The organism is Pseudomonas sp. 3MAES_34.3B (assembly GCF_058145875.1).
Genome location: NZ_CM176960.1, coordinates 4,322,633 through 4,335,459, shown reverse-complemented (window position 1 = coordinate 4,335,459; position 12,827 = coordinate 4,322,633). Strand labels below are relative to the sequence as shown.

General features: G+C 60.7%; 14 protein-coding genes and 1 tRNA gene. 7 read left to right on the top strand and 8 right to left on the bottom strand.

The genetic code is table 11. The features are described 5' to 3' along the window. Positions 1-36: 36 nt before the first annotated feature. From AC3Z8Y_RS19295 to AC3Z8Y_RS19280, 4 genes are all read right to left on the bottom strand, one after another. Positions 37-462: a curli assembly protein CsgF gene (locus tag AC3Z8Y_RS19295; RefSeq protein WP_490087171.1), complete on the bottom strand. Its 426-nt coding sequence runs from the start codon at positions 460-462 to the stop codon at positions 37-39. Between the two features lie 11 nt (positions 463-473). Then, the gene (locus AC3Z8Y_RS19290; protein WP_490087170.1) at positions 474-917 is read right to left on the bottom strand and encodes a CsgE family curli-type amyloid fiber assembly protein; all 444 of its coding nucleotides are present in this window, start codon (positions 915-917) and stop codon (positions 474-476) included. 278 nt (positions 918-1,195) lie between these two features. Next, entirely contained in the window at positions 1,196-2,335 is a 1,140-nt protein-coding gene (locus AC3Z8Y_RS19285) for a glycerate kinase (RefSeq protein ID WP_490087169.1), read from the bottom strand. Positions 2,336-2,426: 91 nt separating this feature from the next. After that, positions 2,427-3,533, bottom strand: coding sequence for a sugar diacid recognition domain-containing protein (locus AC3Z8Y_RS19280; protein ID WP_490087168.1), 1,107 nt, complete (start codon positions 3,531-3,533; stop codon positions 2,427-2,429). A 164-nt stretch (positions 3,534-3,697) separates the two neighbouring features. On the opposite strand from AC3Z8Y_RS19280, the gene AC3Z8Y_RS19275 reads away from it, so the two are divergent. After that, positions 3,698-4,999 (top strand): MFS transporter, encoded by a 1,302-nt coding sequence (locus tag AC3Z8Y_RS19275; protein ID WP_181111329.1) that lies wholly within the window; start codon positions 3,698-3,700, stop codon positions 4,997-4,999. A gap of 22 nt (positions 5,000-5,021) precedes the next feature. Here AC3Z8Y_RS19275 and AC3Z8Y_RS19270 read toward each other — a convergent pair whose 3' ends face one another. From AC3Z8Y_RS19270 to AC3Z8Y_RS19255, 4 genes are all read right to left on the bottom strand, one after another. Next, positions 5,022-5,471, bottom strand: a complete 450-nt coding sequence (locus AC3Z8Y_RS19270; RefSeq protein WP_490087167.1) for a globin domain-containing protein — start codon at positions 5,469-5,471, stop codon at positions 5,022-5,024. A gap of 155 nt (positions 5,472-5,626) precedes the next feature. Then, positions 5,627-6,013, bottom strand: coding sequence for a type II toxin-antitoxin system VapC family toxin (locus AC3Z8Y_RS19265; protein ID WP_490087166.1), 387 nt, complete (start codon positions 6,011-6,013; stop codon positions 5,627-5,629). After that, the gene (locus tag AC3Z8Y_RS19260) at positions 6,010-6,255 is read right to left on the bottom strand and encodes a type II toxin-antitoxin system Phd/YefM family antitoxin (RefSeq protein WP_225772051.1); all 246 of its coding nucleotides are present in this window, start codon (positions 6,253-6,255) and stop codon (positions 6,010-6,012) included. Before AC3Z8Y_RS19260 ends, AC3Z8Y_RS19265 begins: the two co-directional genes overlap by 4 nt. Before the next feature lie 217 nt (positions 6,256-6,472). Further along, positions 6,473-6,557: transfer RNA gene (locus tag AC3Z8Y_RS19255), tRNA-Leu, on the bottom strand. A 112-nt stretch (positions 6,558-6,669) separates the two neighbouring features. On the opposite strand from AC3Z8Y_RS19255, the gene queA reads away from it, so the two are divergent. The 6 genes from queA (at position 6,670) to AC3Z8Y_RS19225 (ending at position 12,766) form a co-directional block, all read left to right on the top strand. Further along, positions 6,670-7,734 (top strand): tRNA preQ1(34) S-adenosylmethionine ribosyltransferase-isomerase QueA, encoded by a 1,065-nt coding sequence (gene queA, locus AC3Z8Y_RS19250; protein WP_490087165.1) that lies wholly within the window; start codon positions 6,670-6,672, stop codon positions 7,732-7,734. A gap of 14 nt (positions 7,735-7,748) precedes the next feature. Continuing rightward, positions 7,749-8,873, top strand: coding sequence for a tRNA guanosine(34) transglycosylase Tgt (gene tgt, locus AC3Z8Y_RS19245; protein WP_181111759.1), 1,125 nt, complete (start codon positions 7,749-7,751; stop codon positions 8,871-8,873). A gap of 29 nt (positions 8,874-8,902) precedes the next feature. Then, the gene (gene yajC, locus AC3Z8Y_RS19240; RefSeq protein ID WP_181111334.1) at positions 8,903-9,238 is read left to right on the top strand and encodes a preprotein translocase subunit YajC; all 336 of its coding nucleotides are present in this window, start codon (positions 8,903-8,905) and stop codon (positions 9,236-9,238) included. Positions 9,239-9,297: 59 nt separating this feature from the next. Next, entirely contained in the window at positions 9,298-11,166 is a 1,869-nt protein-coding gene (gene secD / locus AC3Z8Y_RS19235) for a protein translocase subunit SecD (RefSeq protein WP_490087164.1), read from the top strand. A gap of 10 nt (positions 11,167-11,176) precedes the next feature. Continuing rightward, entirely contained in the window at positions 11,177-12,088 is a 912-nt protein-coding gene (gene secF, locus AC3Z8Y_RS19230) for a protein translocase subunit SecF (RefSeq protein WP_490087163.1), read from the top strand. Between the two features lie 117 nt (positions 12,089-12,205). After that, positions 12,206-12,766, top strand: coding sequence for a glycine zipper 2TM domain-containing protein (locus AC3Z8Y_RS19225; protein ID WP_490087162.1), 561 nt, complete (start codon positions 12,206-12,208; stop codon positions 12,764-12,766). Positions 12,767-12,827: the final 61 nt, after the last annotated feature.

Here is a 12,827-nt window from a genome sequence, read left to right as displayed (position 1 = left end):
AAGGTTTACAGCAAACGCTTTAGAAAAGACGCAGGCTTACTGATTGATCTGGAACGAAGTACTTTGGCCGGTTGTTTTGTCGGTCGTGGTAATTTGCAGTACGCCCGCCGAAATATTCGTGATCGAAATGGTGAAGTCGGTGGTTTCAACTACGCCAGGCGTAAGTTTCCCGTCGGTACCAACAATGCTGGAAGTGACTGCAGAAGATACCCGGCTCATGATCGCGCTTTGCAGCATGCTGTTGAATTGCGACAGCGTGCTTTGGGCTGCTGAACTCGACGAAGAAGAGTGTTCCGTGAACTTGTTTTGCGCAGTGGCCTGGTTGAGCAGTACGGGCCCGTTCAACGGGTTGCCGCCGAACGAAGGGTTCACGGGCACATAGGTCAGCTCGCTGGCTTGTACGCTGTTCGATACAAACGGCGCTATCGCCAGGCTCAGCAGAACAGCAGGTAAACGGTGCATGGGGAGTCCTTTCATAGCTCATCGCGCCCCATGTCCGGGTCGCCGAAAAATTGTGCCAGCTGGTAATCAAGAATGGCCTGGAACACCTGGGCTGCAGCATCGGCGCCCAGCGCGGGTATCAAAGCGCGGTTGGGCGGCAGGAACACCTGTACGATCCGGCGGTTGCCGTAGTCCACGAACATCTGGCTACCGAGGCGGGCGGTGGGCCGTTCGATCACGGTGACGGTAAAGCGACCGCTTTCGTCTTTCTCGGCCCAGGCGGTGGCGAAACTGTCATAGAAAGCCCGGCCGTTCTGGGTAACAGTTTGCCCCACCACCAGGCCCGCCACCTCGGCATGGTTTAATGCCGGGTGCTGGGAAAGGCTTTGAGTGGTGCTCACGCTGGTATCTGCAACCGCTGTAGCCACGGTAAAAAAGGCCAGCAGCATCGTCCATGGCAGGTTGGCGTACTTCATGTTCGCAGCTGTTTGTGGAAGTGTTGATACACTCTACAGACAAATAGTGGTGATGTGCCACTATCGGTGAAAAATATTTATTGACATTCTATTGGCGTCAGAAATCAGTGCGGCAATCGAGCCTCTGAGCGCAGGATTTTGAGAATTGTAGGAGCGGGCAACGCCCGCGAACCTGAACTTGATTTTTATTCGCGAGCTATACCAAATAATCGTCTGACTTATATAAGAACCGTGCAGCGCGTTGTCGCACGCAAGCGTTGCTGCTACAGATTGAAGCCTTATCGTTGCGCCGCAAGTTGCCATGTTCGCGCTATATCTCTGGCCCGCTCACGTAATAATCGAGGGGCTTCGTGGCAGGCTTGTTCAAGTGTCATTGGCCCGGGCAGCAGGCTGAACGCCGCATCGACACCATGGTGGTACATTTGCTCGTAACCCTCGCCAAGTGTGCCAGCAATTACCACAACCGGTACATGGTGCCGTTGAGCAACTTGCGCTACCCCGAACGGTGTTTTGCCACGAAGGGTCTGAGTGTCGAAGCGGCCCTCGCCGGTAATAACCAGGTCCGCCCCTACTATCGCCTGTTCCAGCTCGACCAGCTCGGCCACCACGTCAACACCAGGCCGAAACTGCGCCTCCAGGAACGCCTTTGCCGCGAACCCCAGGCCACCGGCGGCGCCGCTGCCGGGCTCGTCGCGTACATCTCTGGGAAGTACCTTGGCACAGTGTTCGGCGAAGTGGCTGAGCGCGGCGTCAAGCAGCTCTACCTGTTCAGGACTGGCGCCTTTTTGTGGGCCAAAGATCGCGGAAGCGCCGTGAGGCCCGCACAGCGGGTTATTCACGTCGGCCGCGATCTCGAAACGCACTTGGGAAAGGCGGGTGTCCATGTGTTCCAGATTGATACGGGCCAGTTTCGCCAGCGCCAGCCCGCCACGCGGCAGTGGGTCGCCTTGGGTATCGAGCAGTTTTACACCGAGGGCCTGCATCGCCCCGGCGCCGCCATCATTGGTAGCGCTGCCACCGATCGCGAGAATGATGCGGTGCGCGCCGGCGTCGAGTGCGGCGCGGATCAGTTCACCGGTACCGTAGGTGCTGGTGGTGCAGGCGTCACGCTGCTCGCGCGTCAACAGTTGCAAGCCACTGGCTTCGGCCATTTCGATGATCGCTGTGCGGCTTGCTGCCAGCCAGCCCCAGCGTGCCTGTACGGTTGTGCCCAACGGGCCTTGTACGGGCTGGCTTCGCCATTGGCCGTCGCAGGCCGAGAGCACCGACTCCACCGTCCCCTCACCACCATCGGCCATGGGCAGCTGAACCAGGTCAGCCTCTGGCCAAACCTGCGCCAGGCCTTGCGCAATGGCCTCGGCTACATCCGCGGCGCTCAGGCTGTCCTTGAATGAGTCTGGGGCGATGATGATTTTCATGGGCGTCTCCTGTTGTTATGCCCCCCATGCTGCCAGTTGGTCCGCCCGATAACGCCGGTCGGTTGCACAACCCTGAGGTGAGGCGCGTTGTTCATTTGTACAAACCCTGAGGTAGCAATTGCAGGCCCAGGTACAGGCTGGACATGCCGCTGAGTGTTGACGGGTCCATCCCACTGACTTCGGCAATGCGGTCCATTCGATACCGCAGGCTGTTGCGATGGATGCCCATTGCCTGGGCACATGCCTGGCTCTGCCCTTCGTGCTCGCACCAACTGCGCAGCGTCGCCAGCAACTGGCCGCTGGCATCTTCGGCTGAAAGCTTGCGCAACGGGTGCACCAGATCGTCGAGGCCATCCTCGCTGCGATAGCGCCACAGCATGGCAGGCAAACGGTAACGGGTAAGCGGGAGTACACGCGTATGGGGCATTACGTCTCGGCCATAGCCGAGCAGGTCGCTCACCTGGCGATAGCCCCGGCGCACACCGTTCAGCCCGTCTGTAGGGCAGCCCACCGCGACCCGCGCAATGGCCCAGCCTTGGCCCGCGAGTTTGCCTAGCAGGCGTGGGGTATCTACCGCCACTGCGGCAGGCCGGCACCACAGGAGGGAAAATGGCCCCACGCTGATGCACCAGCTGTCGGGGTAACGCGCCGAGAGCCAAGCGCACAACGCATCGGCGGTCTGCCCTGCGCCCAGTTCGAACAGGTAGGGGGTACGGCCCAGATCCGGTTTAAGGCCCAGTTGCCGCGCTTCGTCCAGCAGGCGCGGCGAGTCGCCTTGCTCTGCCAGCAACAACGCCAGTACATCCTCACAGCGTCGCTTGCGCCAGTGCTGCTCGGCTTGCTGGTGCCGCTGGCTCACCAGCATTTCAGCGGCCATTCGTACCAGCGCCGCGTAGGTGCGCAATAATTCAGGCTCACCGGTGATGCCGAGTACACCGATCAACTGGTCGTCGTGCATCAGCGGCAGGTTGATGCCCGGCTGTACACCCTTGAGCTGCCGGGCGGTCTGCTCGTCGATCTCCACCACACGAGCATTGGCCAGAACAAGCTGTGCCCCTTCATGCCGGGTGTTGATGCGGCCGGCTTCACCACTGCCCAGGATCAAGCCCTGGCTGTCCATTACGTTCACATTGGAGGGCAGGATGGCCATGGTGCGATCGACGATTTCCTGGGCGAGGTCGTGATCGAGTTCAAACATGGCAGGTCCCTTGTAGCGAGTAGGGTGGATTGTTCCAGAGCACAGCCCGGTGCGCCGATCGCTGTGCACACGCACAAAGACACGCCCGTACGGTGTGGTCGAGACTCAGGGGGCCACTAACGTTACCCTCGCAGTGCGAAAAAACATAATAAAGAGAGAACGCCATGTCACAGAGCGCCGCCCCCAACGATGACACCAAGAACGCCGTGTACAAGCGCGTTACCTTGCGGCTCATCCCGTTTATTTTCATCTGCTACCTGTTCAACTACCTCGACCGGGTGAACGTTGGCTTTGCCAAGCTGCAGATGCTCGACGATTTGAAATTCAGCGAAACTGTCTACGGCCTGGGCGCCGGGATTTTCTTCATCGGTTACGTGCTGTGCGGTGTGCCGAGCAACCTGGCGCTCACGCGATTCGGGCCGCGCCGCTGGATCGCCTTGATGATGATCGTGTGGGGCACGTTGTCTACCTGCCTGCTGTTCGTTTCTACGCCTACCCATTTCTATACCTTGCGCCTTTTCACAGGGGCGGCTGAGGCTGGCTTCTTCCCTGGCGTGGTGCTGTACCTTTCGCAGTGGTTCCCTACGTTCCGCCGTGGGCGGATCATGGCGTTGTTCATGTCCGCAATCCCGGTATCGGGCTTGTTGGGCAGCCCATTTTCCGGCTGGATTCTCAATCACTTCGCGGCCGGGCAGGGCGGGCTTTCGGGCTGGCAATGGATGTTCCTGTTGCAAGGCATCCCTACGGTAGTGCTGGGGGTACTGGCGTATTTCCTCTTGAGTGACAACTTCGCCAGCGCCCGCTGGCTTACCGCTCACGAGCGCAGCGTGCTGGAAGCGGATCAAGCCCTGGATCTGGCGAACAAGCCGAAAACCGAGAAGAGCGCCCTCCAGGAAGTGTTTCGAAACCCCGCCATCTGGGCGTTCGGGCTGATTTACTTCTGTATCCAGAGCGGCGTATACGCGATCAACTTCTGGCTGCCTTCGATCATCAAGAACCTCGGTTTCGCCGATAACCTGGTCATCGGCTGGCTCAGTGCGATCCCGTATCTGCTCGCGGCCGTCTTCATGCTGCTGGTCGGCCGTTCCGCGGACCTGCGCAAGGAGCGCCGCTGGCACTTGGCGGTACCGATGCTGATGGGCGCTGTGGGCTTGCTGATTGCCGTGAACTTCACTGCCACGCCAGCCATCGCGATCCTGGGCCTTACCATTGCCACCATGGGCGCGCTGACCGGCCTGCCGATGTTCTGGCCCGTGCCTACTGCCATGCTCAGCGCCGGCGCGGCGGCGGGCGGGCTCGCGCTGATCAACTCCATGGGGCAGATGGCAGGCTTCCTCAGCCCCTACATCGTGGGCTTTGTGAAAGACACTACCGGCTCCACCGACATGGCGTTGTACCTGCTGGCTGCAGTGATCGCGGCGGGGAGCGTGCTGGCGCTGAGGATGACGCGGGGGTTGCAGCGGTAGGGCACCTTCAGCACAGGGCCGGTCAAGCTTCGCCAGCCTTCTCGTACAGGGCTTTTTCCCGCTCGATCATCACATTGGCCAGGTACCAATACGCCTGGCCCCAGGCCTGGAGGATATCGTCGGTGGCGGCTTCGCCGAGCACGTCCTTGATGGCAGGCAACAAGGCATTCGCAACAGCGGGATAATGTTCGGCTTTCACATGCGTGGCCACATGACGGGAGCAGATGTTATCCACCGCGCTCTGGATCACGTCCAGCCGGTCCACGTTATTGGCGAACGCCAGAATGGCAGCAGCCAGGCGCTTGGGCTGCTCGCCGGACTTTTGCGCGGCTTCGTCGAACAGGGCTTTTACCTCGGGATCGACAAACAGGCGCTCGTACATGCGGGTTGTGATCTCTACCCCATGCTTTTGCAGGGCGGGCGCTGTGGATTTGATGATCGTTATGGTTTGAGGGGTGAGTGGTTCGCTCATCAGGGGCTTCCTTATCAGTACGGCCCTGTGAGTGTAGGGCATGGGTCATGCCATGCGCGAGCGTGTGTGGGATGGCTGGCCTGGCCCCACTGTTTGCAACGTTCTGCTTTGGAGCGTTTTGCGCGAGGGCAGGGCTTCGCCTTGCCTGCGCAATGTCAGACGTGAACAATCGTGGAAGCGTATTGTGCGACCGTTGCGTCATGGGTGGGCAAGGTCATTCCCCCCATGTAGCTGGCGGCTGTAGCAATCAACAGCCGGTCGAAGGGGTCGCGGTGTATCGGTGGGAGGGTTGCGACTCCCAAGGTGTGGGCAGCGATTATGGGTAGCTCCTCGTAGCCGGCTGCGAGCAGTTCTTCTCGCAACTCAGCGGCGCTTATGCCGACCTGTTCAACACGGCCTTTGATGGCAAGCTCCCATAGGCTCACGACGCTGAAATAAAGTGTATTCGAGGGTTCTATAATGATGGCGCGGGCGCGGTTCGAGAGTTTGGGTGAGTCGATCATTGCCCAGGCGAGCAAGTGAGTGTCGAGCAGGTACTTCACGCTTTCCCCTCGAACAGGTCGGCTATTTCCTCGCTCATCGTATCGAACGCAACGTCATCGAACGTACGGCCTTTCAATCCGCCGATACGTGGCTTCTTCGGCCGGACATCGGCGATTACCTCCAGGCGAATCAAAGGTTGGCCATTGCGAGCGATGATGACTTCGCGCCCGGCGAGTGCGTCCTCGACCAGCTGTGACAAATGTGTTTTGGCGGCATGAATGCCGTAGGTATCCGCAGGCATAGTCCGTTTCCTCGGCTAGATCCATAGCTTAGACGGATTTCCGACTAAGCTATAGCTGGGATGGATGCGGGAGAGTGGCGACTATCTGTAACGATAAATTGGTCATTCTGCCGTCGCCCGGGAGACGGCGCGCTAAACCCAATTCCAGGCACAAAAAAACCGGCTCAAGGGCCGGTTTTTCGATCCGAGCGACTCATCGCTCGGAGGTGTTGCTGTTTGGTGCCCCGAGGGAGACTCGAACTCCCACTCCTTTCGAAAACGGATTTTGAATCCGCCGCGTCTACCAATTCCGCCATCAGGGCTTGCTGGCGGCGAAGTATAGAGACGTCTCGACCGTTGGTCAATCAGCTTTCATGGTCATAAACGCATAATTCCGCTAGACTTTCCGGCCCTGCTGATCCTTCGTGCCCCAACATGCGTGTCGCTGATTTTTCCTTTGACCTTCCCGATGCCCTGATCGCCCGCCATCCGCTGGCGGAACGGCGTGCCAGCCGGTTGCTGGTGCTCGACGGCTCTACGGGTAACCTGGCCCATCGGCAGTTTGCCGATCTGCTGGAATACGTGCGCCCAGGCGACCTGATGGTGTTCAACAACACCCGGGTGATTCCCGCGCGGCTGTTTGGCCAGAAGGCCAGCGGCGGCAAGGTCGAGATACTCGTAGAGCGCGTAACCGGCCTGCGCGAAGTGCTGGCCCATGTGCGCGCCAGCAAGGCGCCCAAGCCTGGCACCACCCTCCTTATAGACGGCGGCGGGCAGGCGACCATGGTGGCCCGGCACGATACGTTGTTCGAGCTGCAATTTGACCAGCCCGTGCTCCCGCTGCTGGAGCAGGTAGGGCATATGCCGCTGCCACCCTACATCGACCGCCCGGATGAAAGCGCTGACCGCGAGCGGTATCAAACCGTGTACGCGCAGCACGCCGGTGCTGTGGCCGCGCCTACGGCCGGGCTGCATTTCGATGAGCCCTTGCTGGAGGCGATTCGTGCCAAAGGCGTAGAAACTACCTTTGTGACCCTGCACGTGGGCGCGGGTACGTTCCAGCCGGTGCGCGTGGAGCGGATCGAAGACCACACCATGCATAAAGAGTGGCTTCAAGTGAGCGCCGAGGTGGTGGAGGCCGTAAAGGCCTGCAAGGCGAGGGGAGGGCGGGTGATCGCGGTAGGTACAACCAGCGTGCGCTCGCTGGAGAGCGCCGCGCGGGATGGCGAGCTCAAGCCGTTCAGTGGCGATACCGACATCTTCCTTTACCCCGGCCGGCCGTTCCATGTGGTCGACGCGCTGGTCACCAATTTCCATTTGCCGGAATCCACACTGCTGATGCTGGTTTCCGCGTTCGCCGGTTATCCCCAGACCATGGCGGCCTATGCCGCCGCCATTGCCGGGGAGTACCGCTTCTTCAGTTACGGTGATGCCATGTTCATCACCCGCAATCCGGCGCCGGAAGGTCCTCAGGGCAGCGCCGTCGAGGATCATCCATGACCCGTACCTGCCGTATGCAGTTCGAATTGCTGGCCACCGACGGCAAGGCCCGTCGCGGCCGCCTGACTTTCCCCCGTGGCACCGTGGAAACTCCGGCGTTCATGCCGGTGGGCACCTACGGCACGGTCAAGGGCATGCTGCCCCGGGACATCGAGGCCACCGGGGCCGAGATCATTCTGGGCAACACCTTCCACCTGTGGTTGCGCCCCGGCATGGAAGTGGTCAAGGCGCACGGTGGGCTGCACGAGTTCACCCAATGGAAAGGCCCGATCCTCACCGATTCCGGCGGCTTCCAGGTGTTCAGCCTGGGCGCCATGCGCAAAATCAAGGAAGAAGGCGTGACGTTCGCCTCGCCTGTGGACGGTTCCAAGGTGTTCATGGGGCCGGAAGAGTCGATGCAGGTGCAGCGTGACCTGGGCTCGGACATCGTGATGATCTTCGACGAGTGCACGCCTTACCCGGCCACCCATGACGTGGCCCGCACTTCCATGGAGCTGTCGCTGCGCTGGGCGCAACGTTCCAAGGATGCTCACGGCGACAACACCGCGGCGCTGTTCGGTATCGTGCAGGGCGGCATGCACCAGGACCTTCGCCTGCGCTCCCTCGAAGGCCTCGAGAAAATCGGCTTCGACGGCCTGGCCATCGGTGGCCTGTCGGTGGGAGAGCCCAAGGAAGAAATGATCAAGGTGCTGGACTACTTGCCCGGCCATTTGCCAGCAGACAAACCTCGTTACCTTATGGGGGTTGGCAAACCCGAGGACCTCGTTGAGGGTGTGCGCCGAGGCGTCGACATGTTCGACTGCGTGATGCCAACCCGCAATGCGCGCAACGGGCACTTGTTCATCGATACTGGTGTACTGAAGATCCGCAACGCGGTTCATCGTCACGATACCTCGTCGCTGGACCCAACTTGCGATTGCTACACCTGCAAAAACTTCTCCCGCGCTTACCTCCACCACTTGGACAAGTGCGGCGAAATGCTGAGTAGCATGCTCAATACCATCCATAACTTGCGCCATTATCAGCGCTTGATGGCTGGTTTGCGCGAGGCTATCCAACAGGGTAAATTGGCCGCCTTTGTCGACGCCTTCTATGCCCGGCGCGGGCTTCCCGTGCCGCCTCTGGACCCAATTCAATAATTGACGATTCACGTCGAATGGAGCGCTGAATGAGCTTTCTGATCCCCGCCGCCTACGCGGACGCAGCTGCACCGGCTGCCGGCCCTGTCGGTTCTGGTTTCGAATGGATTTTCCTGGTCGGCTTTCTGGTCATCTTCTACTTCATGATCTGGCGGCCACAGGCCAAGCGTGCCAAAGAGCAGAAGAACCTGCTCGGCGGCCTGCAGAAAGGCGACGAAGTGGTCACCACTGGCGGTATCGCCGGCAAGATCACCAAAGTCAGTGATGATTTCGTGGTGCTGGAAGTGTCCGACACCGTCGAACTGAAGTTCCAGAAAGGTGCGATTGCCGCAACCCTGCCCAAGGGCACGCTGAAAGCGATCTGATCCAAGTCTTCTACCTTGGCGGGGCGCGCAACGTGCCCCGCGTTTGAACGGGCGGCGTGATGCTGAACAAATACCCTCTGTGGAAATACATTCTGATCGTGGCGGTACTCGCGGTCGGCTTTATTTATTCCGCACCCAACCTCTACCCGGATGACCCGGCTGTCCAGTTGTCCGGTGCAAGCACCGCACTGCAGGTCGGCCAGGCCGATCTGGACAAGGCCAGCAAAGCGCTGAGCGATGCTGGTATCCAGGTCAAGGCCGCAAGCCTGGCCGATAACGGCAAGGGTGGCCTGCTGCGCCTTACCCGCCAGGAAGATCAGTTGCCGGCCAAGGACATCGTCCGCAAGGTCATGGGCGACGACTACGTGGTGGCGGTGAACCTGGCGCGCACCACGCCCCAGTGGCTGCGTAACCTGGGCGCGAGCCCGATGAAGCTCGGCCTGGACCTTTCCGGTGGTGTGCACTTCCTGCTGGAAGTGGACATGGACAAAGCCCTCGACGCCCGCATGAAGGTGTACGAAGGCGAAGTCAAAACCCTCCTGCGCAAGGAGAAGGTGCGCTATCGCAGCCTGCCACAGCAGGATGGCGGCATCATGCTTGGCTTCAGTGACGACGCTACCCGCGATCAGGCACGCGACCTGGTGCGCAAGAATTTCACCGATTTCGACCTTACCACTACCGAGCGTGGCGAGCTGGCCGTGCTGCGCCTGGCCCTCACCCAGGCCAAGGTGTCGGAAATCCGCGACTACGCCATCAAGCAGAACCTCACCACTGTTCGCAACCGTGTGAACGAGCTGGGCGTTGCCGAGCCGCTGGTACAGCGCCAGGGCGCCAACCGCATCGTGGTCGAGCTTCCGGGCGTGCAGGACACCGCCGAAGCCAAGCGTATCCTTGGTAAAACCGCCAACCTGGAATTCCGCCTGGCTGCTGGCCCCGACGATAGCCGCGCCACTACCGAACAGTTCGAATTCCGCGAAGGCAACCGCCCTCCAGCCTCGGTCGAGCGTGGCCTGATCATCACCGGTGACCAGGTGACGGACGCTCAGGCCAGCTATGACGAGCATGGCCGCCCGCAGGTGAACATTCGCCTCGATGGCCATGGCGGTGACCTGATGAGCCGCGCCACCCGCAGTAACGTGGGCCGTGGCATGGCGGTGATCTTCATCGAGCAGAAGCCGACCACCAAATACGTCAAGCAGACCGTGGATGGTGTCGAGCAGGAAGTGGCGGTTCCAACCTTTACTGAAGAGAAGAAGATCATCAGCCTGGCGACCATCCAGTCGCCGCTGGGCAGCCAGTTCCGCATCACTGGCCTCGATGGCCAGGGCGAATCCTCGGAACTGGCGCTGCTGCTGCGCGCCGGTGGCCTGGCCGCCCCGATGTACTTCGCTGAAGAGCGCACCATCGGCCCAAGCCTGGGCGCGGACAACATCACCAAGGGTATCCATGCTGCGTTGTGGGGCATGCTCTTCGTGTCGCTGTTCATCATCGCGATCTACCGCTTCTTCGGGTTGATCGCCACCGTGGCGCTGGCCTTCAACATGGTCATGCTGCTGGCGCTGATGTCGCTGCTGGGGGCTACGCTGACCCTGCCGGGCATCGCCGGTATCGTGCTCACCATGGGCATGGCCGTGGACGCCAACGTGCTGATCTTCTCCCGTATCCGCGAGGAAATTGCCGCTGGCATGAGCGTGCAGCGGGCCATTCACGAGGGTTTCAACCGTGCCTATACGGCGATTGTGGATGCCAACCTTACCAGCCTGCTGGTAGGCGCGATCCTGTTCGCCATGGGTACCGGGCCGGTTAAAGGCTTTGCCGTGACCATGTCCCTCGGGATCTTTACTTCGATGTTCACTGCCATCATGGTAACCCGCGCGATGATCAACCTGATCTACGGCGGCCGTGACGTCAAGAAGCTGTGGATTTGAGGCCACTGCCATGAAAAAGACCATCAACTTCATGGGCGTTCGCAATCTCGCGTTCGCCGTCACGCTGTTCCTTACGGTGCTGGCGTTGTTCAGCTGGTTCTACAAGGGGCTGAATTTCGGCCTGGACTTCACCGGGGGTACGCTCATCGAGCTGACCTACGAGAAGCCGGTGGAACTGGGCGGGCTGCGCTCGGAACTGGCCGACGCCGGTTTCCACGAAGCGATCGTGCAAAGCTTCGGCGCGGCCACCGACGTACTGGTGCGCATGCCTGGCGAAGACCCGAAACTGGGTACCGAAGTCGCCGATGCGCTGCGCAAGGTGAGCGGGGACAACCCGGCCACGGTCAAGCGCGTCGAGTTCGTGGGGCCGCAAGTAGGTGAGGAGCTGCGCGACCAGGGCGGCCTGGGCATGCTGCTGGCGCTGGGCGGGGTACTGATCTACCTGGCATTCCGCTTCCAGTGGAAGTTCGCCGTGGGTGCGATCGTGTCCCTGATCCACGACGTGGTGGTCACCCTGGGCATCCTGTCGTTCTTCCAGATCACCTTCGACCTCACCGTGCTGGCGGCCGTACTGGCGATCATCGGTTACTCGCTCAACGACACCATCGTGGTGTTTGACCGGGTGCGTGAGAACTTCCGCGTAATGCGCAAGGCTTCGTTGATCGAAAACATCAACGTGTCCACCACCCAGACGCTGCTGCGGACCATCGCCACTTCGGTGTCGACCCTGCTGGCGATCGGCGCGCTGTTGCTGTTCGGTGGCGACAACCTGTTCGGTTTCTCGCTCGCGTTGTTCATCGGCGTGATGGCGGGTACCTACTCGTCCATCTACATCGCCAACGTGGTGCTGATCTGGCTGAACCTGAGCAGTGATGATCTTATTCCACCGGCCACCAAGGAGGCCGTGGACGAGCGCCCATAACGCCCGGCCAGCGGTAAGTCATTGAAAACCGGCGAAAGGTTGAACCTTCGCCGGTTTTTTTGCTCCAAGGCTGGGAGAAGTGCGAGGGCCCTGTCTTCCTCGCCGCAGGAGGTTTCCGTGAACAAATCGTTGCTGGTTGGTGCAGTGTTGGGTGCTGTCGGCGTTACCGCCGGGGGTGCTGTCGCGACCTACAGCCTCGTTAGCAACAAGGCTCCCGAATACGCCCAGGTGTTGGCGGCGGAGCCTATCAACGAACAGATCAAAACCCCGCGGGAAGTGTGCAAGGACGTGACCGTGACTCGCCAACGCCCGGTGCAGGACCAGCATCAGATCGTGGGCAGCGTATTGGGTGCAGTGGCTGGCGGCTTGTTGGGCCATCAGGTGGGTGGCGGCCATGGCAAGCAATTGGCGACCGTAGCGGGCGCTGTCGGCGGTGGCTATGCCGGGAACAAGGTGCAGGAGCACATGCAATCGGGTGATACCTATAGCACTACTCAAACGCGCTGCAACACCGTGAACGACGTGAGCGACAAGTTGGTGGGTTACAACGTGAAGTACCAGCTCAACGGCCAGGTTGGCCAGGTACGCATGGACCACAACCCCGGCGCGCAAATCCCCGTCACCAAAGACGGCCAACTGGTGTTGACCCAGGCCCAGGCGGCTGGGGCGCAGCAGTAGCCCGTATCGGTTCCTGGGCTTGGCTCGCGCGCGACCGTAAGTCGTTCGCGAGCTGTGGGAA